14 protein-coding genes, 1 pseudogene and 1 riboswitch are annotated in these 23,981 nt (G+C 68.1%); of the genes and pseudogenes, 6 read left to right on the top strand and 9 right to left on the bottom strand.

What is annotated here, in order from left to right; genetic code table 11:
* Window positions 1-14 precede the first annotated feature (14 nt).
* Window positions 15-1,028, bottom strand: coding sequence for a ferric reductase-like transmembrane domain-containing protein (locus NGR01S_RS11365; RefSeq protein ID WP_063036137.1), 1,014 nt, complete (start codon window positions 1,026-1,028; stop codon window positions 15-17).
* A 334-nt stretch (window positions 1,029-1,362) separates the two neighbouring features.
* Here NGR01S_RS11365 and NGR01S_RS11370 point away from each other — a divergent pair, with 334 nt between their 5' ends.
* Complete coding sequence (locus tag NGR01S_RS11370) at window positions 1,363-1,914, top strand: hypothetical protein (protein ID WP_157107206.1); 552 nt, start codon at window positions 1,363-1,365, stop codon at window positions 1,912-1,914.
* 44 nt (window positions 1,915-1,958) lie between these two features.
* On the opposite strand, the gene NGR01S_RS11375 is transcribed toward NGR01S_RS11370, so the two are convergent.
* The 6 genes from NGR01S_RS11375 to NGR01S_RS11400 all read right to left on the bottom strand — a co-directional run bounded on the left by NGR01S_RS11375 (window position 1,959) and on the right by NGR01S_RS11400 (window position 7,760).
* Window positions 1,959-2,702: a DsbA family protein gene (locus tag NGR01S_RS11375; RefSeq protein WP_063036139.1), complete on the bottom strand. Its 744-nt coding sequence runs from the start codon at window positions 2,700-2,702 to the stop codon at window positions 1,959-1,961.
* A gap of 192 nt (window positions 2,703-2,894) precedes the next feature.
* Complete coding sequence (locus NGR01S_RS11380; RefSeq protein ID WP_084480664.1) at window positions 2,895-3,515, bottom strand: sigma-70 family RNA polymerase sigma factor; 621 nt, start codon at window positions 3,513-3,515, stop codon at window positions 2,895-2,897.
* A gap of 276 nt (window positions 3,516-3,791) precedes the next feature.
* Window positions 3,792-4,406: a hypothetical protein gene (locus NGR01S_RS11385; protein WP_157107207.1), complete on the bottom strand. Its 615-nt coding sequence runs from the start codon at window positions 4,404-4,406 to the stop codon at window positions 3,792-3,794.
* 520 nt (window positions 4,407-4,926) lie between these two features.
* Window positions 4,927-5,937 (bottom strand): ABC transporter substrate-binding protein, encoded by a 1,011-nt coding sequence (locus NGR01S_RS11390; RefSeq protein ID WP_063036141.1) that lies wholly within the window; start codon window positions 5,935-5,937, stop codon window positions 4,927-4,929.
* A complete protein-coding gene (locus NGR01S_RS11395) occupies window positions 5,938-6,708 on the bottom strand; it encodes an ABC transporter ATP-binding protein (RefSeq protein ID WP_063036142.1) in 771 nt (256 codons plus the stop codon).
* A complete protein-coding gene (locus tag NGR01S_RS11400; protein ID WP_063036143.1) occupies window positions 6,708-7,760 on the bottom strand; it encodes a FecCD family ABC transporter permease in 1,053 nt (350 codons plus the stop codon). The genes NGR01S_RS11395 and NGR01S_RS11400 overlap by 1 nt, the downstream gene beginning before the upstream one ends.
* A 110-nt stretch (window positions 7,761-7,870) precedes the next feature.
* A riboswitch (cobalamin riboswitch) is annotated at window positions 7,871-8,081 on the bottom strand.
* Between the two features lie 1,185 nt (window positions 8,082-9,266).
* On the opposite strand from NGR01S_RS11400, the gene NGR01S_RS31500 reads away from it, so the two are divergent.
* A complete protein-coding gene (locus NGR01S_RS31500) occupies window positions 9,267-9,854 on the top strand; it encodes an HYD1 signature containing ADP-ribosyltransferase family protein (protein WP_169811895.1) in 588 nt (195 codons plus the stop codon).
* 130 nt (window positions 9,855-9,984) lie between these two features.
* Here NGR01S_RS31500 and NGR01S_RS33175 read toward each other — a convergent pair.
* Window positions 9,985-10,365, bottom strand: a pseudogene (locus NGR01S_RS33175) (class I SAM-dependent methyltransferase); the annotation flags it as partial.
* Window positions 10,366-10,464: 99 nt separating this feature from the next.
* Entirely contained in the window at window positions 10,465-11,556 is a 1,092-nt protein-coding gene (locus NGR01S_RS11410; protein WP_063036145.1) for an aldo/keto reductase, read from the bottom strand.
* 46 nt (window positions 11,557-11,602) lie between these two features.
* Between NGR01S_RS11410 and NGR01S_RS11415 the strand changes: the two genes are divergently transcribed.
* From NGR01S_RS11415 to NGR01S_RS11430, 4 genes are read left to right on the top strand one after another with little or no spacing between them, the layout of a single operon-like run.
* Entirely contained in the window at window positions 11,603-15,529 is a 3,927-nt protein-coding gene (locus tag NGR01S_RS11415) for a non-ribosomal peptide synthetase (RefSeq protein ID WP_084480668.1), read from the top strand.
* Window positions 15,516-16,010 carry an OsmC family protein gene (locus tag NGR01S_RS11420; protein ID WP_063036147.1) on the top strand — a complete coding sequence of 165 codons (495 nt, stop codon included), beginning with the start codon at window positions 15,516-15,518 and terminating at the stop codon, window positions 16,008-16,010. Before NGR01S_RS11415 ends, NGR01S_RS11420 begins: the two co-directional genes overlap by 14 nt.
* Entirely contained in the window at window positions 16,007-23,260 is a 7,254-nt protein-coding gene (locus tag NGR01S_RS11425; protein ID WP_063036148.1) for a type I polyketide synthase, read from the top strand. The genes NGR01S_RS11420 and NGR01S_RS11425 overlap by 4 nt, the downstream gene beginning before the upstream one ends.
* Window positions 23,257-23,979, top strand: coding sequence for a class I SAM-dependent methyltransferase (locus NGR01S_RS11430; RefSeq protein ID WP_063036149.1), 723 nt, complete (start codon window positions 23,257-23,259; stop codon window positions 23,977-23,979). Before NGR01S_RS11425 ends, NGR01S_RS11430 begins: the two co-directional genes overlap by 4 nt.
* Window positions 23,980-23,981 lie beyond the last annotated feature (2 nt).

Below are 23,981 nucleotides of genomic sequence, written 5' to 3' on the forward strand. Positions count from 1 at the left end.
GTAACCGCGATCGGTTACGGATTCACCAAGCCGGTGAGCGCGGTTCTGCGGAGTCGCCGTACCCGACCCACGGCCAAGGCGACCGTGACCAGAAATGCCGCCAGTCCCCACCAAACGTTCGCCTTGGTGACATTGAGGCCGAGGCCCGCCACACCGGCTGTCCGGCCACCGTCGTGCCCGCTGATGACGGCGGCGCAGACCACCGCGATGAATCCGAGGACGAGAAGCCCCGCGACCGAGCGGCACGCGATGGTCGCCCGAGTTCGTTGCCGGCTCGGGGGCAGGTTGCCGAGCCGGTAGAGGACGAGCGCGGCAATGGGAAGCTGCATCGACCACACCAGTGTGCGGAACGATCCCTCGTACCAGACATTGGTGCCGTAGAGCAGCGTATGCCAGCTGCTCAGGGCGTAGACGACGATGATAGAAGCGTGCAGAGCCCGCCAGACGACGGGGCGTAGCCAGCGGCGGGAATAGAAGGCCAGGCCGAGCGGTATCGCCAGGTACAACGCCAGCAGCCCGATGAAAATGGCGACCTTCCCCGTTCCACTGGAATAGGCCGAGGGGACGAAGGTATCGACGAATGCGCGCCACACCGATTCGGTGATGCCCGCAGTCGCGGAGTACTCGCGGACGAACTCGGCGAACAACCACGCGGCGTGGACGAACATCAACCCGATGGTGGTCAAACTGGTAGCGCGATGCCATTTCTCGATACTGCGCTGCGGGACCGGTAACCACCTCGGACTGCGACTGCTGCGCAGCAAACCGAGGACGACAGTGATCCACGCCCAGAGCAGCCCTGTCCAGCCGAAGGCTTGGCACATCCAGTACATCCAGTACCTGCCGGGGTCTGCCAGATCGGGCATGACCACAATGGTCGGCGAAGTGCCGGCAGCGACGCGGTAATAGAGCCAACCGAACACCACCAAGGTGATGAACAAGGCGATGGTGGCGTCGATGCGGGCGGTGCGCAGATCCGCGCGGAGTTCGCGCGTATCGAATTTCGTACGTGTTCTGACAGTACTCATCGATGACTCGTGTCCTCGTAGCGGCCGCCGCCGCGACCATAGGCCGGGCCGTCGTTCTCGTGCGGGCTCCCCGCACCCGGACGGAGGTCGGTCTCTTTCCGTTTCGTTCTGTTCCGGCAACTTCGACACCTGATCCGGCATTACGCAAACCCTCACTCTCCGGGCCCCCTCACTTGCCCTTACGGTGAGTAGTCGCGGCAGCATCCCGGATAGTTCCCGCTCGACTGGACGAATCGGGCCCGGGGCTGCCGGGTCCGGCCTGCCCGCCGTGGCTCTCCGCGAACGAGTCGTGTCGGAATGGAACTTTCGGCTGCGCGGCGACGACATTCTGCGTATGACATTCCAGGAGTGGGACCGGGGATCGGTGAGTGACAGCGACGAGGTGACCACGCGCTGGCTATGCGATGCCGAGAGAGCCCTGCGTGGCATCGAACGGTCGGTGCTGGACGAGATGTTCCTGAGCCGGCGACTGGTGCTGGTCCTGTCGGTGGCCGCCGTCGGCCTTGTGCTGTCGGTCGCCGCCGCGTCCTCTGCCGCGCTGACGGCGGAAAAGCCGCTGCTGCCGCTACTTTCGCTGCTGGTTTCCGGTGTTGTCACCTTTTCGGCTCTCGGCGGGATCGTCGCCCGCCGCTTCTCCTGGGCTTGTTTCGCGGCATTTACGGCGGGGGTGGGTGCGGCGCTGTCGGTGCTGGCGTTCTGGATTCTGCGGACCGGTGGAGTGAACTCCGGTGCGGGGTGGTTCGGGGCCATGGCGGCGTGCGAAATGGTGCTGCTGGTCGGCTGGGCGGGTTCGGCGCTGAGGCCGCTGGCTGATTCGCAGCCGGAGTGCCGTATGGCCCGGCGGGCGCGGCCCGCCGCGACCCGGCCGCGGGCGTACGGCGGATAGCGGTCCGCACACGATCTCCGGGCCGGGTCGTCACGGGTATCGCCTCAGGACTCGAGCGCCTCGGGGAGCTCGCCGGGCTCGATCGGGTTGCCGTCGAGGAAGGCCGAGGGTGTGGACTGGATACCGCTGTCGAGCACGTCGAGTGTGCGGGACCGGACGAACTTGGCGTAGGTGCGGTCGGTCACGCACTGCGCGAAACCCGGATCCGTGTAGCCGGCGCCTTTGGCGACCTCGACGAGTGTGCTGTCCGAAAGGCCGTCGCCGCCTTCCGGGGGCTGGTGTTCGAACATGGTCTTCAGCCAGCCGGGGTAGGCGATGGGATCGGCGGAGGCGGCGCAGAACGAGGCGTTCGCGGCGCGGGTCGAGTACTCGGTAGAGGAAGCGTGATCGAGAAAGGCGATGATGTCGTATTCGGCGGCCACGGTTCCCGCGTTCACCGCAGCGGTCAGCAGCGGACCGTAGGCCGCCTCGAACTGCCGGCAGGCCGGGCATTGCAGATCCGCCACCAACCGGACCGTTCTCGCCGCCGAGGGTCGTCCGATCCTGATCGTCCCGGTGTCGGTGAGGGTCGCGGCGAGACCGTTCGGGTTCGATTCCGGCGCGGCGGCGATAGCGGGGGTGGGGCCGGGGTCGTCACGCGCGGCCTTCTTCATCGCGATATTGATGCCGATGGCGGCGATGAGTCCGACGAGGACCGCGGCGACCGCCAGTTGTCCAAGGATCCGCCGGGTGCGGTCCGGTTGGTGCATCGACGACGGCGAATTCTTCCGTTTCTTCTGTGCGCTCATGACGAGCTCCTTGTCTGTGCTTCGGGTGGGTGGGCCTTGCTGGTTGTGTTCGGTCCGGCTACGACTGATCCGGCGGCCGGGATGGGAAGGGGCCGGTCGGACCGTGCCGCGAAGTGCGCGGCTCGGGGCAGCCGGTGAGCGGCACCCGCCGCCCACCGGTTGCTTCGAGGTCTGCTGGGCTCGGCTCGCTGGTCAGCGTGCCCGGGCGAACTGCACCGGCGGCGCTTCGCCTCTCCGCTCGCGGGGGAAGGCGTAGACCACGGTGGAATCCGTGCCCACGCCTTGCCAGAGTTCGACCAGTGTTTCCCTGGCCCGCGCGACCCGGGAGCGAATGGTGCCGACCGGGCAATCGGCGGTCTGCGCGGCCTCGGCGTAGCTGAGTCCGAGAAGCTGGGTCAGTACGAACGCCTCGCGGCGGTCGGCCGGGAGATGGTGCAGCAGGTCGGCCACCACCATGTCCTCGCCGATATCGCCGTCGTGGCGGTCGCGTCGCTGGTCTATCGCGGTCTCCCAGTCGGCGCCGCCGCTGGTCCGCGGACGGGACGAAGCGTTGCGCAGCCGGTCGATCACCGCCCGCCGGGCGATCGAGAGCAGCCAGGTACGGGCCGTCGACCGTCCGGCGAACCGCGGCAGACTGCCCAGCGCGCGCAGGAAGGTTTCCTGGGTGAGATCGTCGGCGGATTGCACGTCGGTCAGATGGGCGACGAAGCGCCACACATCGGTCTGGGTGCAGCCGATGAACTCGGCCAGGGCGGTGCGGTCGCCCGCGCCTGCGGCCAGCGCCAGCGCGGTCAGCTCCTCATCCGAGGGCATGACGGCGTACCGGGTCGGGGCCGGTGTGTCGCACGAGGCCGGAAGGTGGTCGGTAGTGCTGCCCGGGCCCGGGCAGCACGCGAGGATGCGTATTCATAGCGACGAGTTCTCTGGTCGGGACGCGGGCGCGGTCACGCGGTCACATGGGAGTCCGCCCGCGTGCCTGATCGGCGCGCCGACGGAGTCGCGAGACCGCGTCGCCGCTGCGCCGGTGACGGGACACCCGCCGTACACAGGCGAGCGTCCAGCGGCGTCCCGGAAGAATTCCCGAGCAGCTCAGGCGGTCACTGTGTCACGACGGATTCTGGATAGTGCTGGAAATCCGCCCGGTGGGCCCCGACGGGCCATCGCGTGGCGCAGGAATTCGACGCCGGTGGCCGGAGTGCCGAGTTCGGCCGGGGGGCGCGCGACAACCGCGGCGGCCGTGGGCGGCAACGGCGGGACGAGCAGCAGCAGGGGCAGCACGATCCGGGTGTACAGCATCGCGGTGAGCGTGAAGGCAGTGCGCTCGCCCCACCACAGCCAGAGGCCGCACAGCAGGGCGGCGAGGCAGTGCGCTGCCACCATGGCCGGTGTGCCGGTCGCGGTCGGCCGGGCGGTGGTCGCGGCGTGGCCGGTATATCCCCCGGCGGGGGCGGCGGCGAACCACAGGTGCAGGACACCCTGTCCGGCCAGCAGCCCCGCGGTGATCGGGAGCAGACCGCGTTGCCGGTCGGCGATGGACCAGGCGAAGGCTGCGCAGAAGCCGACTGCGAGACCGAGGGTCGACAAAGAAATGGAATGAGCGGAAGTCAGGGCGTGGCCCGACGCCGAGAGCAGGACACAGATCAGCGCGAAGAGACACGCACGGCACGCCCGGGTGAGCGGGGAGCGGTGCGCTGGACTGATCATGGTGATCGCTATCGTCGCACCTTTTCCGGAACAGCGATGGTCCGGGGCGGGGGACCGGGCGGAGTGAAACGTCGCAGCCGCCCCGATCCGTTCACGGCCGGTGGTCTCGGTGCAGCACACGGTGTACACCAGCGCGCCGGCGGTGACTGCGCCGGCCACCATGGCGAGTGCTCGGAGCAGGCTTTAGCAGAGTGCCTTGGACGAGCCCTGGACATGCGGTATCGGCCGCGGCGTAGGGCATCTCGCCAGCCGATATCGTGGCACCGGCCACCGCGACAGCCGTCACGCCGACCACACCGTCCGCGCCGAGAGCATCCCGATATCCATCCCGTCTCTCCGGAGGTCCGTCGGACGTTCGCCCGCCGCAGATCAGTAGTCGGCGTGGCCGGGTGGGTGGTTCCGTGACCGTGCAGAAGTGAGGTAGCTCTCGTATGCGACGTCGGGTGGCGGGCGTATTCCCCGGCCGTCCACCCGAGATGGTCGTATGCCCGGTCACCGTGGCCGGATTCGATCGGTGCTCTCAGTAGCCTTTGGAGCGGAGGAAGTCCGCGACGGTGACCACCGCCTGTGGGTTGCGGGGGCTTTCGACCAGTGCGGCGTAGGGCAGGGCGATGATGTTGTTCTCACGGACCGCTGTAGTGCCGGCCATCAGCGGGTGGGCGCGCAATTGCTCGATCTTGGCCTGCACCGAGTTCTGCGGACCCGCACCGTAGTCGACGATCACGATCGCCTGCGGATCCCGCTGGGCCGCGGCCTCCCACGAGGTGGTGGTCCACGAGTCGTTCAGGTCGTCGAAGATGTTCGTACCACCTGCTCTCCGGATGATCTGTGACGGTGCGGCGGTGCGGCCGGAGGTGAACGGTTCCGGTGTGGCGCTGTCGAACAGGAACACCCGGGCCGGATCCTTTCCGGCCGGTGCACCGTTACCGGCCGCGGCGACCTGGTCGCGGTATTGCGCGACGAGGTCGTCGGCCTTCTCGCGCACATCGAAGATCTCGCCGAGATTGGTGAGGTCGGCGTAGAGGGCGTCGAGCGGTTCCATCACCCCCCGGCGGGTGGTTCCGGGCTGTCGGCATGCTTCGGTCAGCTGGTACGGGACCGCGCCGATCGAGCGCACCCAGTCCGGGGTGAGGCCGGTGGTCTCCTTGAAGCCGTAGTTCCAGCCGGCGAAGACGAAATCGGGGTCGGCGGCCTGGACGACCTCGCGGGTGAAGGCGTCACCCAGTGGCGTTACGCGCTCGAACTCGGCCTTCCACGGTGAACTGGCGATATCGCGTTCCTTGCCGGGGTGGCTGGTGTAGCCGACCAGGCGATCGGCCAGGCCGAGGGCGAGCATCATCTCGGTGATCCCGGTGTCGTTGGTGACCACTCGCGCGGGGACGCGGTCGACGGTGAGCGGGGCGCCGCAGTTGGTGACGGTCACCGACTCGCCGCTCGCGTTCTTCGGAGCCTCCTGCACATCGGCGCCGCACGCTGTCGTGCCGAGTACGCACGCGAGGGCGATCGCCGTGATCAGCCGGGACGATCTCATCTACTGTTCCTTTTCGTCGAAGATGATCTGCGGGACGCCCAGCCTGGGGTGCGTCACGATATGGCCGCCGATCGAGAACCAACGAGTGATCGTCTCCGCGGTGATCACCTCGTGCGGGCGGCCCGAACAGACGAGCCGGCCCCCGTGCAGGACGAAGATCCGATCACAGTGCTGGGCAGCCAGATTCAGGTCGTGCAGTGCCGCGATCACGGTGATGCCCAGTCCCCGTGCCGCGGACAGCACGCTGTACTGGTGGTGGACGTCGAGGTGGTTCGTCGGCTCGTCCAGGACGAGCACTCGCGGCTGCTGGGCGAGCGCCCGCGCGATCAGGACCCGTTGGCGCTCACCGCCCGACAGCGACAGGAAGCCGCGCGCCGCGAGATGTCCGATATCGGCTGTTTCCATCGCCGCGGCGCAGATCTCCCGGTCGCGTCGCCGCGTGCCGCGCAGCAGCGCGGTATGTGGCAGGCGCCCGGTGGCCACGACCTCGGCGGCGGTGAAATCGAACGGAGTACTCGTATCCTGAGTGAGCGCCGCGATTTGGCGGGCGTTCTCCCGCATGCTGATCGCCGCGATATCCGTCCCATCGACCAGAACCCGTCCCGTCGTCGGGGACAACGCGCGGTAGAGGCAGCGCAGCAGGGTGGACTTACCACTGCCGTTGGGCCCCACGATGCCGAGGAACTGGCCCGGCCCGGCGGCCAGGGTCACTGCCTCGACGACCGTTGTACCGTGGAACTCGACCGTGACCTTCTCGTAGTCGACCCGCATCAGCTGTGCTCCACCAGGGCTCCGCGGCGGCGCATCAGCAGCACGAACACCGGCACTCCCACCGCGGCGGTGATCGCGCCCAGCGGCAGCTCCTGCGGAGGTATGAGGGTCCGCGCCAGCAGGTCCGCCGTCACCAGGGACACCGCGCCCAGTAAGGGCGTCACGACGGTGAGTCGCTGATGGTCGGCGCCTACCAGCAGTCTGGCGATATGCGGGACCACCAGACCGACGAAGCCGATCGCCCCGCATACCGCGACGAAGCAGCCCGTCATCGCGGCGGAGACCACGAACAGGAGCAGCCGGAACCGGGACGGGTTCATGCCCAGTGCGGCACCGACCTCGTCGCCCATCGACAGCGCGTTGAGGTGCCGTGCGTACACGGTGATCACCGCCAGTCCGATCACGGCGACCGTGGCGATGAGGGGCACCATGTGCCAGGTGGCCCCGGCCAGGCTCCCGAGTAGCCAGAACATCACCGAACGGGCCGCATCCCCGTGCGGGGCGAGGAACACCAGCACCGTCGTCGCTGCGGAGAAGCCGTAGCCGAGGGCGGTGCCGGTGAGCACCAGCCGCAGCGGTACCAGCCCGGAGGCCGAGCGGGCCATCAGATAGACGAGCACTGTGGCGGCCAGCGCCCCGGCGAAGGCCGCGGTGGACAGTGCGTAGATCCCGAGCGCGCCGAAGACCCCGAAGAGTACGACCGCGGTCGCGCCCACCGAAGCGCCCGACGAAATCCCGAGCACATAGGGGTCGGCGAGCGGGTTGCGGACCATGGCCTGCACCAGCAGTCCCACCCCGCCGAGCCCGGCTCCGACCAGGGCGGCCAACAGTACCCGGGGCAGCCGCGAGTCGATGACGATCCGGTAGTCGGCGATATCGTCGGCGACCACGGTGGCGCCGCTGAGCTCGGCCCACAGGAACCAGACCGTGTCCCGCCAGGGGACGTGCGCCGCGCCCAGCGTCAACGCCAGGACGGAGACCACCGCCAGTACCGCGATCAAGCCGGGGACCAGCACGGCGATCGGGAGCCGCTGCTTCTCGACAGTTCTCATCGGCCCTGCACTACCCGCACCGTCTCGAAACGGGCGCGCAGGCAGGCGACTGGCGCACGGACCCATACCTCGTCAACCGCTCCCTCGGAGTCGACAGCAGGCCGCGCCGCCGGCACGACCACGCGGGCAGGTCTTCGGACTCGCGGACATGACGCCGACCGGCGTCGCCTACTGGCGGTCGCTTCCCGGGCGGGGCGCCCAGTGCTGATGACCGCGGTCGTTTCCACATACCGCTGCGGGGCAGCTCCGGATTCCCACCGGATTCCCTCTTGCGAGCCACGCGTCCAGGGACGAGCGGCAACCAGCGCTTGGTCACACTAGCATTCGGACCCGCGGGCCGTCCGCCTCTCGCCCTCCGGCTACGTAGCGGCCGATGCTTTCGGAGCACCGGCCCCCGCGCCGGAAGCCTCCGGTCCCCGGCTTCGGAGAAGCCGAGGCGGGGACTACGTATACAGTCGTCGCCGCGCGGTGGTGGAAGGCGCCGGCAACCCTCGCCTGTAGCGCGGCTGATCGGACCACCATTGCGTCATTGATCGAACACCGCACCGCCCCAGCCTCCAGGATCCCGGTTCCTTTGAGCCGCAAGCAGTGCCAGGCGACTGGGCGCTCGGGGTCCCCGGCGTGGCGATCGAAGATCACCCACCTGCCCGGGTGGTTGCGGCGGTCAGGTCGGCGTCGAATAGGCAGGCCGGGAGGCATTCGATCCAGCCCGCCCGGCCCCACTGTGTGCCGTTGGCACCAAGACCGAGCCCGGAAAGCTCACTACCAGCGCAGACGCCGATCACATAACCAAATTTGGCTGGATTGCTAAGGGTCCGGTGTCAGTAGTACCTATTCGGCTACGGATGCGAGCCGACCGCCGGACACATCATGCTTGATCTGCGGCGCCGCACAACTCATGGCGGCCGCGAAACCACCACACAGAGGTTTGCTGGACGTCATCTCCGCATGAGCCGGGTAAACCGACAACTGAAGGCAGGACAGGGTTGATTCACCGACCCGACAACAATGTCGGACAGCATGCGGACGGACCGACCAGCACGGCGGCGGTCGATGGATATCGCAGAGGAGTTCACGGGACTCATCGTCTCTCGAATCCTGATGTCATCGCGGACCCTTCCGGTTACCGCCATGGGTGCGACCTCATCGCTGTTCTCGTCGATGGCTCGGCCGGATCCGATCTCGCCGGAGACCATCTGCATGCGGTCGTGGACAACGCGAGCCGACTTCATCGTTCGGCGGAGCGACCCCCTCGAAGATACAAGCCTCTTCGCAGCTTCGGCGATGGCCGTTCTCGTGGCCGGGCCGAGCTTTCTGCACGAGTATCGGTGCGTTGCAGGGAGCGTGTTCGCGCCTCGGATGGGCAATGGAATCCCAACCGGCGCCGAATCGTCCGGCGAAAGTATCGGACCAGCGGCTCGAACGCCTCGACCGATACCTGAAAAGTTTCCTGTTCGAACAACGTCGGCCGGTACCGAAGAGTTATACGAGAGGTATGGTCCCACGATGCAGCAAGTGCTGAAGAGGATGATGGCGACAATCGCGGGGGATGCCACCAGGACTTTCGGCCTTGCGGGCAGCGCTATCGCGCGAAATATGCGCCGATGCGCGCACTTCGGGTTCGAGTCGGCTCATGTGGTGACCGCAAGTAGTCAAGAAGCAAGTGCGCTCTTTCGGAGGGACGGGACGTCCGAGCGGGAGGGCTCATCGCACGGCGGCTCTGCGAACAGGTCCGCTCATCCGAAATTCGGTAATCGCCCAGAGCGGATCATGTATCACTATACATCCGACGAAGGTTTGAAAGAAATCCTGAGGAGCGGCAAGCTTCGCCCATCGCGGCGGGGACTCGATGATCCACCAGGGCAATTCCTGACAACGATCGAGCCGGGTACTCGAAGCGATGTAGATCTGGCGGACATCCTCGGCCTCGGAGTAAGGCTTTCCCACTACATAGCGATTGATGTGGCGCACTTGCCGAAGAGAAAGATCGTCGATATGGGCGACAGCACGAACTATCTGATCCGCAATCGCCGATCATTGCGCATCGACCGACTTGTCGTCGACGCCGGTGAGAACCCGGTCTTCCTTCCGTGAAAGGTCTCGACGTTGCACAGGCGACGACCGGACCGCGACGACCGAGAACCGCGCCCGGACCCGAGTCGGAGTGGAAATGCGCGCGCCGGGCGACAGGTGGCGGCATGAGTGATCGCGGAGGATCGGGTGCGACCGTGTGCAGGACGACGCGGCCGTTCGGCCGGAGAACGCGGTGCAGTTCGGACAGCGTCTTCGGGGTATCGACGAAGAAGAGGATATTCATCGCCGTCACACAGCTGAAGTGCTGGTCCGGCAATGGTAGCGCCTCGGCTGCGCCCGCGAGGACTTCGAGCCGACCCGCTCGGACGGCGGCCTCGTTGCGCGACTCGGTGAGCGCGACCATATCGGCGCTGTGGTCCACCGCGGTCATCCGGCAGCCGCTTGCGAGTGCGCGTGCGGCAAAGGTGCCCCCGCCGCAACCGATCTCGAGGAGGTGGTCGTCGGCGGCGAGACGTAACTCCGCGAGCGTTACACGGAAGATCGCGTGGTGGGGCTTCATATCGCGCCACATCAGCCGGGCCAGCGGGCCCCGGGGTCTGCGCAGCAGGCGGTCGGTGAACAGATCGAATAATGCCAACGTGATTTCCTGTCGTGATCGGGGTGGGACGGTTCAGCCGAGGGGGCCTGGTCGAACCGGCATATCGCCGAAGATGCTCCGGCGTGCCATCGGACGGGCGAGTACGTTGTGCGGATATCCCGGCGCGGTGGCGGACGCACCTTCGAGGCGGGCGAGATGATGGTCTTCGAAGGCCAGGTTCAGTGCGCCGACGCTGTCGTCGAGGTGCGCGCGCGTCCGGGCGCCGAGGACAGGCGCTGTGACCCCGGGCCGATGCGACAGCCAGGCGAGCGCCACCTGCGCCGGTGACCGGCCGAGTTGCCGGGCGACCTGGACCACGGTCGCCGCTATGGACAGTGTCCGTTCGGTGAGGCCACCGTTGGCGTCGATCAGATCTCGGCGGGTATGTCCCAGTGTCGGTCGAGGGGAACTCGCGGGTAGATCGGCCTCGGTGTACTTGCCGGTGAGCACACCTCCGGCCAGTGGCGACCAGGCGACCACGCCGAGACCCAGCTCGCGCGCCATCGGGAGCATGTCGTGTTCGGTGGTGCGTTCGGTCAGGTTGTATTCCAGTTGCACGGCGATGAGCGGTGTCCACCCGCGCAGATCGGCGATCGTCTGCATCCGTGCGATCTGCCAAGCGGGCGTGTTCGAGATGCCCATGTACAGCACCTTGCCCGCCCGCACCAGATCGTCCATGGCCCGCAGGATCTCCTCCGGTGGGGTGAGGTCGTCCCACATGTGCAGGTAGAGCAGGTCGAGGTAATCGGTACGGAGCCGGCGTAGCGAGGCCTCGACCGAGGCGATCATGTTCTTGCGGTGATTGCCGCCGGAGTTCGGGTCGACCGGGCGCCGCAGCAGGCTGTACTTGGTGGCCAGGACGAGCGCCTCGCGATCGGCGGCGGCGAATTCGCCCAGCCATTCCTCGGCGGTGCCGTTGGTGTAGTTGCCTGCCGTGTCCAGGAAATTGCCGCCCTGGGTGAGGTAGGCGTCGAAAATGCGCCGTGCCTCGAGCTTGTCGGCTCCCCAGCCCCAGTCGGTGCCGAAGGCCATCGTGCCGAGTGCCAGCGGCGAGACACGCAACCCCGATCTGCCCAGGGTTCGGTAGCAGTCGAGTGCATTCCCATTGTTGAAAATCGTTGTCATTGTCGTTTAGCGTAGGCGTGTTGAGTTCGCCGAGCAAGGGCTGGAGATGCCGACAACAGAAGATGAAGTGCGGCGCTGCGCCGCAACAGTTCTGGGGATGGATGCGGACGGCATCACGGGCCACCTTCCGTTGCAGGAATACGGGTTGGACTCTTTCCTCGCGGCGCGTCTGCACTTGCGTCTGGCCGAGCGGACGGGAATCCGGGTTCCGCTGGAGTCGTTCGTGGGAGCCACCGTCGGGTCGCTGGCCGTGGAGGTCGACAAGCGCCGCGGTGGCGCTGGGACCGTGCAGCCCGAGATCGGTCTCGCGGTGTCACCTCCGGCCACCGAGTCGGTGACGGAGGAGGAGCTGACCGCCATCCAGGCCTCGTACTGGGTGGGCCGGGAAGCGGGTATGCCGCTCGGCGGAGTGGCCACCTTCTATTACTTCGAATTCGACCGTGATCCCGCCCGTTTCGTCACCGCGGACCCGCACGCCGAGATCGCCGCGCTGGAAACGGCATGGAACCACGTGGTGGTACGACACGATATGTTGCGCGCCGTCGTCACCGACGACGGCCGTCAGCGGGTACTGCCACCGGGACAGCGTTACCGGTTCGGGGTCGACGATCTGCGCGGCTCCGCCGACGATGCCGCCGCGGCGCTGGCCCGGTTACGGGATGAGAAGTCCCATCAGGTCCGCGATTGCGCGATCTGGCCCCTCTACGACATCCACGCGACGATCCTGCCGTCCGGTGCGCTGCGACTGTTCATCGGTTTCGACATCATCGTGCTCGATATGGCGAGTTGGAACCAGCTCATGTGGGAGTGGGGTGAGCTGGTGGCCGACCCCGACACCATCCTCCCACGCCCTGCGACGTCGTTCCTGCGAATTCTGCGTGATCGTCGCACCATCGACGAATCGCGTCGCCGCCGTGATCGCCGGTACTGGCAGGAACGTCTGCCTGCGTTGCCGCCGGGGCCACAGCTGCCCTATGCCGTGGCCCCGGCGGCCATCCACCAACCTCGCTTCCGCCGGCACGAGGCGCGATTGGCGCCGAAGCACTGGTCAGCGCTCGGCACGGCGGCGAAGAAGCGCGGTCTCAGCCCCACGGCGGTATTACTCGCGGCCTTCGGGGTCACGTTGGCGCGGTGGGGAGCCGGCGAAGCGTTCTGCCTGAACACCACGCTCTTCGATCGCCCCGACAGTGCGGAGGCCGAAGGAGTCGTCGGAGATTTCAGCACCACCGCCCTGGTCGAGATCCCCGAGGTGAACCCGGGAGAGTGGCAGGGCTTCGCCGAGTTCGCCCGGCGGGTCAATACGCGTTTCTGGGCGGACCTGGAGCATCGCTCGTACAGCGGCGTCGAGGTGCAGCGCGAGCAGGCCGCCGATCTCACCCCGCGCTACCCTGTTGTCTTCACCAGCGGTGTCGGGCTCGGTAGACCCGACGGCCCGGCCGCGGGCTGGTTGGGGGACGAGACGTTCGGAGTATCGCAGACACCGCAGGTCATCCTCGACCACATCGTCTGGGACGAGGCGGGTGGTCTGCGACTGGCCTGGGATGCCGTCATCGAGGCATTCCCACCGGATTTCGTGACGCACATGCTCTCCGCCCACGAACGCCTGCTGCGTCGACTGGCCGAGGACGAGGACGTTTGGGACGCGGTCGACCTCGGCTGGAACCCCCATTTCGAAGGGGTGCGGCCGCTGCCGGACGGTCTCGGGACAGGGCTGCTCGCACAGCCGCAGCACCATTGGACCGACACGCGGCCGGATGCCACCGCGGTGGTGACCACCGCGGGACCGCTCACCCACGGTGAGCTGGCCGCCCGGGCGCGCGCGGTAGCGGGCAGGCTCCTCGCCGCCGGTATCCGTCCGCACGATCGAGTGGCCGTCGTCGCGGCGAAGTCCGCAGAACAGATCGCTGCTGTGTACGGGACATTGTGGGCGGGAGCAGTGTTCGTGCCGGTCGAGCCGGACTGGCCCGCCACGCGGATCGCCTCGGTCTGTCGCCGGGCCGGAATTGCGCACGCCCTGGTCTCCGGCGTTGCCGAGCTGCCCGAAGACGTCAGGGTCCATCCGATCGACGACCTGCCCGCGGCGGTCACCCTCGCCGAACCAATAGCTGTCGCGGACAGTGAGCTGGCCTATGTCATCTTCACCTCCGGATCCACAGGGGAGCCGAAAGGTGTCGCGATCGAGCATCGTGCGGCCCGGACCACGATCGACGATATCAACGACCGCTTCGGTATCGGCCCGGACGACCGGGTCCTGGCACTGTCGGCGCTCAGCTTCGATCTATCGGTATACGACCTGTTCGGTGTGCTCGGGGCAGGCGGGGCGCTGGTGCTTCCGGACGCCGACCGGCTGCGCGACCCCGGCCACTGGTGCGAGCTGGTGGGCGTCCATCGCGTGACGGTGTGGAATACCGCGCCGGCGCTCGCCGAGATGCTCGTCGAGTACGCCGAGGCCGATCCCGCGGCGGCGGCGCGGCTGCGCTCGCTGCGCGTCCTCCTGCTGTCCGGTGACTGGATACCGCTGTCGTTGCCCGAGCGGCTCCGAGCGGTGATCGGCGAGCACGTGCGAGTGATCAGCCTCGGCGGCGCGACCGAGGCCGCCATCTGGTCCATCTGTTACCCGGTGCGGGAGGTGCGGTCGGAATGGACGAGTGTGCCGTACGGGAAAGCGTTGCGTGAGCAGTTCTTCCTGATCCTCGACGAACAAGGGAACCCCTGCCCCATAGGTGTACCCGGCGAATTGCACATCGGCGGTGCGGGGCTGGCCCGCGGGTACGTCGGTGACGACCAGCAGACCGCCCAGCGGTTCATTCACCACCCGCGGCTGGACCGGCGGCTATATCGCACCGGGGACCTCGGCAAATGGCGGCCGGACGGGACCATCGAGTTCCTCGGCCGCGTCGACCGGCAGGTGAAGGTGCGCGGCCACCGCATCGAACTCGGCGAAATAGAGGCCGCGCTCGCCCGGCATCCGGCAGTGCGCCGATCGGTGGCCGCCGCGGTGCCGGGGGCAGACGATCGACCGCAATTGGTCGCTTACCTGGTCGCCGGTGAAACTCCCTTCGATACAACGGAACTCGCCGAGCACGCCGCACGCCTGCTACCGCGTTATATGGTGCCGTCCCGCTGGGTGACGGTCGAGGCACTGCCATTGACCTCGAACGGAAAAGTCGATCACTCCCGGCTACCGAATCCCTTCCGGCGGTCCGCCGCAGCACAAGAGCCTCAATCACCGGACCGGTCCCGTCCGGATACACCGGAGACGACCCCCGGCAGTGGGCCGGTGGCCCCGCGCATCGCACTCGGAGTACAGGGAGCGGTGCCCTCGCGAGTTCCTCTCGACACTGCGGTCACCCGGGACGTCGATGCCAGAGGTTTCCCGGACACTCCCGGCATCGCCGCCGACTCGACCAGCCCACCCGGCGACCACTGGCTGTTGTCTGCGGCGCGCGAAGCGGAAGCCCTGGGGGTGACGGTCACACTGCGGCTGGAGGCTGCCGACGGCGCTACCGCCGCCGACGCCGGCGACTGGGTACGCCGGCTGCATACGGCAGCCACAGCGCACGGGGTGAACGCCGAGGCGCAGGTGGGAGACACCGCCGAGCTCGTTCTGCGCCCTCCGGCGAAGCCGGTCTCGGCCGACCGCGCCCGGACCGAAGCGATGGTCACCCAGGTCTTCACCGAGCTGCTCGGGCCCGAGCCGGCGACGACCACCCCGTTCCACGATCTCGGCGCCACGTCTCTCACCTTGGTCCGTGCTCACCGCAAGCTGCGGACACTCACCCCGATGCTGACGGTGCCGGACATTTTCCAACTCGGCACGATCCGGCGATTGGTGGACTGGATCGTCGAACACACCACGCCGGGTATCCCGGCGCGCGAGACCGTGACCATCGATCTCACCGGCGCCGCGGCCCGCGGTCGCCGTCGGCGCGCACACCGATCGAATGCGAGGTTCGCCGATGTCGTTCACTGATACCGTGCACCGGCTGCGCGCCGCCACAGCACGCGCGGCCGACCGCAGACAACGGTTCAGCGCCCGGACCGAACACCGGCCGGGCACCCCCACCGAAATGCGGGTACGCGTCGGCCGGCACATGTTCGTGGTCGACGAACCCGTCCCGGCCGGGGGCACCGATGCCGGACCCGACCCGATCGGGTTGGCGTTGGCCGCGCTCGGTGCCTGCCAGGCCGTGACCTACCGGTTCCATGCCGCGCGCCTGGGCATCGAGATCACCGCGCTCGCGGTGGATGTCGACGCCGAGGTGGATCTCGGCGGCGTTTTCGGGCTCACCGACCCCGCACAACCCGAACGTATCCGGGTCCGCGCCCGGCTGGCCGGACCCGACCCTGCCCGTTATCACGAGCTGCATCGGCTCGTCGAAGCGTCCTGCCCCGTACTGGCCATGACACGAGGCCGGTTGATCGTGGACTCGGAACTGGAGATCGAATCGTGAACGACGACAATGCCATCGCCGTGGTCGGGATGGCCTGCCGATTCCCGGGGGCACCGGACCTCGCCGCCTTCTGGGACCTGATCGCTTCGGGACGAGAGGGCTTGACCAGGTTCGACGATGCCGAGCTCGCGGCCCGGGGAGTGCCCGAGGATGTGCGCGGGCACCGACACTATGTCCCGGTCGGGGCGGTCATCGACGGCCAGGACCGCTTCGACCCGGAGCATTTCGGTATCGTCGGCCACGATGCCGCGCTGATGGATCCGCAATTGCGGTTGCTGCTGGAATGCGCATGGGACGCGCTGGGCGACGCGGGGCACCGCGGTGGTGCTGGCGGGGGCGCTGTCGGCGTCTTTACCGGGGCCTCGCGCAGCGACTATCTCGACCACAACCTCGTCGCGTATCGGACGGGCGCCGAACGGGACCCGCTGGGCCGCCTGCAAGCAGAGACGGGCACCCTCACCGATTACTTTCCGCAGCAGATCGCCTACCGTCTCGGTCTGACCGGCCCGGCGGTAGCCGTGCAGGCCACCTGCGCGACCTCATTGGTGGCGGTGCACGTGGCGGCGCAGGCGCTGCTGGGGGAAGAATGCGATACCGCGTTGGCCGGGGGTGCGTCGCTGATCGTTCCGCAGGGGCGGGGTTACCTGCACGTGCCCGAGGCGATCTTCTCCGCGGATGGGCACACCCGGGCATTCGGGGTGGACGGCACCGGGATGGTGCACAGCCAGGGTGTCGGCATGGTGGTGCTGCGACGCCTCGCGGATGCGCTCGCCGACGGTGACCCCGTCTATGCGGTGATCCGGGGCAGCGCGGTGAACCACGACGGCGGCGGCAAGGCGGGTTTCACCGCTCCCTCGGCCGCGGGTCAGGCGCGAGCTGTGGCCGAGGCGCTGGCGGTCGCCGATATCGGAATCGATGCCGTCGATCTCATCGAGGCACACGGTACGGCGAGCGCGTTGGGCGATCAGATCGAATTATCCGCGCTGGCCGCGGTATTCGGTGAGCGGACAGCGGCGGAGCCGATCGCCCTGGGGTCGGTGAAGAGCAATATCGGCCACACGAACAGTGCGGCCGGTATCGCATCGCTGATCAAAACGGCGCTCGCGCTGTGGCATCGACAACTCCCCGCGACATTGCACGCGCATCCGGCTCATCCGGAGCTGGAACGCCTCCGCGGGCTTCTCGAACCTATCCACCAGACCCGGGACTGGCCGGAACGTCACGGCACCCGTATCGCCGGAGTCAGTTCGTTCGGCATCGGTGGCGTCAACTGTCATATCGTGCTCGAGCACGCGCCCGACCAGGACGGACAAGGCCAGGAAGACCCGCGCGCACAGCTGCTGCTCGCCTCGGCCGCCGGAGAAGGAGCTTGTCGCGCCCAGCTCGACCACGCCGGCACCGTCACGGCGGCGGAGCGAGCCGATTACGCCTACACGGCCTCGAGCGGCCGACATCCGGATTCCGGTTGGCGGGGGGCCGCTGTCCTGACCGACGCACCGGCGGGCCTCCACCCGGTTGCCGTCGGCCTGATACCGGACGGCCGGCCCGATATCGTCTTCGCTTTCCCCGGCGCGGGCGCGCAGTACCCGGGAATGGGCGCCGGTCTCTACCGCGACGAACCGGTCTTCGCCGAATGGATCGATCGGTGCGCCGAAGCCATGCGGCCGGTGCTGGACTACGACATCCGCGAGATCGTCACCGGCCGTGCCGGGCGGCACGATGTCGACGACATCCGCTACGGTCAGCCCGCCTTGTTCGCGGTATCTCTGGCGACCGCGGCGACCGTGCGCGGTTACGGGATCGAACCGGACGCTGTGATCGGCCACAGCCTGGGCGAATACGCCGCCGCGGTGGTCGCCGGTGTCCTCGATCCGGCTGACGCCGCTCACCTGGTCGCGGTGCGGTCCCTGGCGTTGGCCGCGGCGGCACCCGGTGCGATGCTGGCTGTCGCGCTCGCCGAGGAGGATCTGCGTACCGCGCTGACCCGCTACCCGGAACTCGCGCCGGCCGCGGTGAACGGGCCGACCGCGTGTGTGGTCTCCGGTCCCGTCGCGATGATCGACGCGTTCGCCGCGGCGCTGGGGCGCGCCGCGATCCAGTGCAGCCGGTTGCGCGTCGACGCGGCGCTGCACTCACCGGCAGTGGCCGCCGCGGTCGAACCGCTGCGAGCGGCCGCCGCATCCGTAGCCTTCGCACCGGCCACGCTGCCGTTCTTCAGCACGGTTACCGGTCGTCGGGTCCATACGGTCGACAGCGAATACTTCACCCGGCACCTGCGGGAGCCGGTCCTGTTCGCCTCCGCCCTGCGGGCCGCCACGACCTCGGGTCCTACCAGTGTTGTCCAGGTGGGACCTGGCAGCGCACTCGCCGCGCTCACGCGCCGCAACGAACCTTCCCGGCTGGTCAGGGCGCTCACCACGCTGCCGGATGCCGAGGAGGAAGCGGGCACCGACCGCGCGGTCATGTTGTCGGCGATCGGACAGCTGTGGTGTGACGGAGCGGATATCGATGTGGCGGCGCTGCACCGCCGGCGTCGGCGTGTTCGCCTGCCGGCCTATCCGTTCCAGCGGCGCCGTATCTGGATCGACCCGCCCACCGCCGCCGAAGTGGCGGCACCTGCCGGAAGCGGCGACCTCGCCGACACCACTGCCACGCCACCGGCAAAGATGGTGATCGTCTCCGAAGAAGACATCCGGCCCGACCTCGCGACGGTCGGCGCCCGAGCGTCGGACACCGCCGGGCACGCGCACACCCTATGTCCGACCGACCCCACGTCGCCGGTGCCGAACGGCGCCATGACGACCGCGGATCACGGCGATGTGACAGAGCTCGTCGCCCACCCGCATTTCGCACGGCCGGAGGAGGATGCCGTCGCCGCGCTGTGGGCGGAGACGCTCGGTGAGACCGTAGCCACCCCGGAGGCCGATTTCTTCGCTCTCGGCGGCACGTCCATGCTCGCCACCCGTATGCTCGACATTCTCAACGAGCGCGAACATACCGATATCCGTATGCGGGAACTGCTCTCGCACTCGACCGTGGCGGAATTCGCCACACTTCTACGGGACCGCCGACCAGCCACGGCAGCCGGAACCGGATCACCGTCGCCCGCGGTGACAAGCGTCGATACTCCGGAGCCGGAGGTCCCGGCTGTCTCGTCTGCCGAGGACCCGACATTTCCACTCACCCGGGTGCAGCACGCGTACTGGGTGGGGCGGTCGGGCGCATTCGGCCTGAGTGACGTCTCATGCCATATCTATCTCGAATACGACTGCACGGATCTCGACCTGGGCCGTTACGAACAGGCGTGGAACCAGATCATCCGGCGACACGAGATGTTGCGAGCCGTGGTCACCGAGGACGGCAGAAATCGAATTCTGCCCGAAGTCCCCGATTTCCGGATCCGCCGTCACGACCTCACCACCTCGGGTCCAGAGGCGCGGGAGGACACGCTCGCCGAATTGCGGCGTCGGCTGTCGCACCGGGTGCACCGGCCCGACCGCTGGCCCCTGTTCGATGTGCGGGCCGCGGTATCGGACTCCACCACCACCCGGTTGTTCATCGGCATCGATGCGCTGATCTGCGATGCGGGCAGCTTCCTCGTCCTCGATCGCGACCTACGGATGTACTACACCGACCCGGCCTCGGAGCTGCCGCCGCTGCCGACCCGGTTCACCGACTACGTGGCACATACCGAGGCTCGTGCCGATTCGGCCGACCGCCACCGGGCGGCCGCGTACTGGCAGGAACGGATGGCCGAGTTGCCCGGCCCGCCGAACCTGCCGACGCATACGCGCACCCAGACCCAGCCCTGGTTCGGCCGACGGGAGGCCCGCCTCGCGCCCGCGGAATGGCAGCGGCTGCGCAGCCTGGCCGCCGAACACAGTGTGACCCCGTCCGCGGTGCTGCTCACCGCTTATGCGGATGTGCTCGCCGCCTGGGCGGGGGAGGACCGGTTCACCCTGGCGCTGACTCTGATAGACCGGCCGGTGGCCCTGCCCGGTATCGATTCCGCGGTCGGCGACTTCACCACCCTGCTGGCCCACGAAGTGGACCGCGCCGGTGCGGGGTCGTTCACCGAACGAGTTGCGCGCACCCAGCGGCAGCTGTTCGACGATATCGATCACCGCGAGTACTCGGCACTGGATGTGCTGGCCGAACTGTCCACCCGCACCGGGCAGCGACGGCTGCTGCCGGTGGTGTTCACCAGCGCCCTCGACGTGGTCGAACTGGTCGGCGGCGCACCCGATCTGGAGTGGGCCGGCCGGATCGTGCACGGAGTGAGCCAAACTCCGCAGGTATGGCTCGACCACCAGGCGTTCGTACACGCCGACGGCCTGCAATTGCAGTGGGATGTACTCGAAACCGTGCTCGATCCCGTGGCGGCCGATACCGCGTTCGCTTCCTACGTGGAGTGGTTGCGCCGGCTCGTCGCGGATCCGCAGGCGTGGACCGCCGCCGATGCCGGCGCGGCCCGAACGGGCCAGGACGAAGAGGTCACCGAGGTCGTCGGTGACATCTGGAATCAGGTGCTCGGGCTGGCACCCGCAGCGGTGCGCCCCGACTCCACTTTCGTGAGCCTGGGAGGTGACTCGGTACTGGCGGTCCGGATGGCCACCATGGTCCGCACCAGGCTCGGTGTCGCGGTCCCTGTGGCGGATCTCGTGGGCGATCTGTCCTTCGCCGAACTCGCGGTACTGATCGACGAACGCCGCGCCGGTGTCTCGGCCGCCGCCGTCGAACTGGTCCGTCGAGACGATCCGGCCGCGCCCTTCCCGCTGACGCCCTTGCAGCAGGCGTATTGGGTGGGCCAGCAGGACGGATACGCCCTGAGCTACGACTCGGCACACAACTATGTCGACTTCCGGCTCTCGGGTATCGATCCCACCCTCTTGGACACGGCGGTGCGCCGACAGGTGGAGCGCCAGCCCATGCTCCGGGCGATCCTGCTTCCCGACGGTACCCAGCAGATACTGCCGGACGATGATCCGCGACTGTCCGCGCTGCCCATCACGCATCTCGATATGCGTGATGCGAGCATCGGCGAGGTCGATCGGCAACTGGCCCGGATTCGCGCCGCACTGCAGCGTAGCGGTCCGCGGATGGACCCGTGGCCGTTCGCCGTGACCGCCGTCCGGCTACCCGGTGACGAGCTGAGCCTGCATATCGTGTGCAGTCTGCTCGTGGCCGACGGGTGGTCGGTGCAGTTGATGTTCACCGAGCTGTTCACCTATCTCGACGACCCGAACACGGTACTGCCGCCACTGACCGCCCACTTCGGCGACTATGTCGAGACCGTCGCGCGCCAGCGCGACGAGCCCGAATGGCAGGCACAGCGTGACTGGTGGTGGGAGCGGATCGACGATCTGCCGCCGGCTCCGGCCCTGCCCTTGGCGGTGCCGTTCGACCAGGTGAGTCCGGAGGCACTGGAACGCCGGGAATTCCGGGTGACCGGTGCGCAGATGGCGGTCCTGCGCAAACACTGCGCCGAGTACAACATCACACCGACAGCTGCCTTCGCCACCTGCTGGACCCTCGCCCTGGCCCGGCTCGCCGGGCACCGCCGGTTCCTGCTGAATGTGCTGTACCTCAATCGGCTGCACCTGCCCCGCGATCTCGATCACGCCATCGGTCCCTACGCGGGTACCGTGCTGCTCGATATTTCCCTGCCCGAGCGGCCGACGTTCCTAGACGCTGCCCGGCACGTGCAGGAAGCCACCGCCACGATGCTCGACCACGGGCAAGTCACCGGCGTGGAGGTATTGCGGGAACTCGCCCGGCGCCGACGCGACACCACCCCGCAGGCACCGGTCGTCTTCCACAGCACCCTCGGGCTGCACCCACCGGGTGGCACTCCGGACACGGTGGAGGTCCGCCAGTTCTATCAACGCGTACGCACTCCGCAGGTGGCGCTGGATATGCAGGTATTCCAATGGGATTGGGATGATTCGGTGGCGGTGAATCTGGATGCTGTCGCGGAGCTGTTCCCCTCGGGCGTGCTGGACACACTGTTCGCGGACGTGTGCGATAACGTGACCGCGCTCGTCGAACGGCCGGACACCTGGCTGGCGACAGTGAACGTGCCCCGGCCGGCACAACCGGCTCGGCGCAGCGACGCCCCTGCTGTCGCGCCGGTCGGTGGTGCGCCCGCGACCGGCACCGAACGGGCCATCGCCGAACTCTGGCAGCGGATTGTCGATATCCCTGGCGAAATCGACCGCGGCACCGATTTCTTCACCGTCGGAGGAGACTCCGTCAACGCCATCCGCATGCTCAACCGGCTCCGTGACGAACTGGGCCTGGTGGTGACACCCCGCGAGTTCCTCGCCGATCCGACCTTGGCCGCCGTAGCCTCCGTGGCACGCCCCGAGGCGCCGCGGCCGCCGGTTCCGCGTGACTGTCTGGTGCCGTTGCGCGATGGCATCGGTCGGCCGTTGTTCCTGATCCACCCCACGGGCGGCAATGTCCTCTGCTATCTCGACCTGGTGCGGACGCTCGATATCCGCGGACCGGTGATAGGAGTCCAGGACCCGGAGCTCGCCGGAGCGCCGGGACCGGAAACCATCGCGGAGATGGCGCAGGTGTACGAAGCGGTGATACGGGCCGAGCAGCCGGTCGGCCCCTACCGCATCGGCGGCTGGTCGATGGGCGGAATCCTCGCCCATGAAGTCGCTCGGCGCTTGCGTGCCGCGGGCGCGACCGTCGAGGCGCTCGTCCTCATCGACTCGAACATCGCCGATCGGATCCACCACGTCGACGGCGCCCGGTTCTGGACGCGCTACCTCGGGTCGCTGGCCGCGTTCCTCGATCTGGAGATCGGCACCGATATTGTCGATGCCGAGTTCGATCGCAGCCCCGACGAACGACAACGCGCCGAAATCCGGAGAAGACTCGCGGCCGCCGGGCTCGTCGATCGCGCGAATCCGGCCGACCAGCGGCTCAAGGAAGACATCTTCCGCCGGCATCTGCGGGCACTCGGCAGTCACCACACCGGGGACCTGGACGGTGACGGACTCGAACTGTTGCTCGTGCGGGCTGATCTTCCGGCCCCGCACAACTCCGGCGTCGGGATGGGTGTCGACGACTGCGGTGACCTGTCGGACCTCGGGTGGGCCGCATACACCGGCGTCACCATCGACAACAGGCCGGTCGCGGCGCACCACTACGCGCTGCTGCGGCCGCCGGCCGTCGCGACGGTCGCGCACTTGATCTCGGAAATGCTGTCCGGACTGAACGATTCGGAGAAATCGTGACCGACGATTATGCCGCGGCTGCGGAGTTCTACGACCTCATGGCCACCCCCTATGTGGCCGCGGTAGAGCCCGTGCTGAGCCGGTTGCTGTCCGAAGTGGACACGATCGCCGGCCCCGTGACCGATATCGGGGCGGGCACCGGGCTGTCCACCGTGCTCGTCGCCGAGGCCCTGCCCGACGCCCGGATCGTGGCGGTCGAACCGGCGGCCGCGATGCGGGCCGTGCTGCTGTCGCGCCTGGCTGCCCGCCGAGACCTGCGCGAACGGATCACAGTGCTACCCAGCGGGTTCCTCGGGACCCCGCTGCCGCAGCAGTGCGCGGCGGTGGTGGCGCTCGGAGTGATCGGGCATTTCGATACCGCCACCCGTCCGCGGGTATGGGCCGCGATCGCCGCCGCGCTCGCCGCCGGCGGTGACGCGGTGGTCGAGGTGCAGCGCCCCGGCGGGGTCGAGGCCTCACCGGAACGGCGCTACACCACCGCCCGGGCCGGTGACCTGCGTTACGAGGGCTGGAGCCGAGCCGATCCGGTGGACGCGGAGTCACTGATCTGGCGGATGACCTACCGCACCTACCGAGGTGAAGACCTGATGCAGGAAGTCCACACCGAACACCACGTCTGGCCGGCGGATGCCGATCGGCTGACCGCCGAGGCGCGCACAGCCGGACTACGTCGGGTCGACCTCGACGAGGCGACCGGTCTGTTGCGGTTCACCCGCTGATA

The organism is Nocardia grenadensis NBRC 108939, from assembly GCF_001613445.1.
GTDB classification, from domain to species: Bacteria; Actinomycetota; Actinomycetes; order Mycobacteriales; family Mycobacteriaceae; genus Nocardia; species Nocardia grenadensis.

Bases quoted from the DNA above. Each gene is read 5' to 3' on its own strand.
- NGR01S_RS11400 (WP_063036143.1), bottom strand. From the start codon at position 7,760: ATGAGAACTGTCGAGAAGCAGCGGCTCCCGATCGCCGTGCTGGTCCCC.
- NGR01S_RS11375 (WP_063036139.1), bottom strand. From the start codon at position 2,702: ATGAGCGCACAGAAGAAACGGAAGAATTCGCCGTCGTCGATGCACCAA.
- NGR01S_RS11420 (WP_063036147.1), top strand. From the start codon at position 15,516: ATGTCGTTCACTGATACCGTGCACCGGCTGCGCGCCGCCACAGCACGC.
- NGR01S_RS11390 (WP_063036141.1), bottom strand. From the start codon at position 5,937: ATGAGATCGTCCCGGCTGATCACGGCGATCGCCCTCGCGTGCGTACTC.
- NGR01S_RS11380 (WP_084480664.1), bottom strand. From the start codon at position 3,515: ATGCCCTCGGATGAGGAGCTGACCGCGCTGGCGCTGGCCGCAGGCGCG.
- NGR01S_RS31500 (WP_169811895.1), top strand. From the start codon at position 9,267: ATGCAGCAAGTGCTGAAGAGGATGATGGCGACAATCGCGGGGGATGCC.
- NGR01S_RS11415 (WP_084480668.1), top strand. From the start codon at position 11,603: ATGCCGACAACAGAAGATGAAGTGCGGCGCTGCGCCGCAACAGTTCTG.
- NGR01S_RS11395 (WP_063036142.1), bottom strand. From the start codon at position 6,708: ATGCGGGTCGACTACGAGAAGGTCACGGTCGAGTTCCACGGTACAACG.
- NGR01S_RS11410 (WP_063036145.1), bottom strand. From the start codon at position 11,556: ATGACAACGATTTTCAACAATGGGAATGCACTCGACTGCTACCGAACC.
- NGR01S_RS11385 (WP_157107207.1), bottom strand. From the start codon at position 4,406: ATGATCAGTCCAGCGCACCGCTCCCCGCTCACCCGGGCGTGCCGTGCG.
- NGR01S_RS11365 (WP_063036137.1), bottom strand. From the start codon at position 1,028: ATGAGTACTGTCAGAACACGTACGAAATTCGATACGCGCGAACTCCGC.
- NGR01S_RS11370 (WP_157107206.1), top strand. From the start codon at position 1,363: ATGACATTCCAGGAGTGGGACCGGGGATCGGTGAGTGACAGCGACGAG.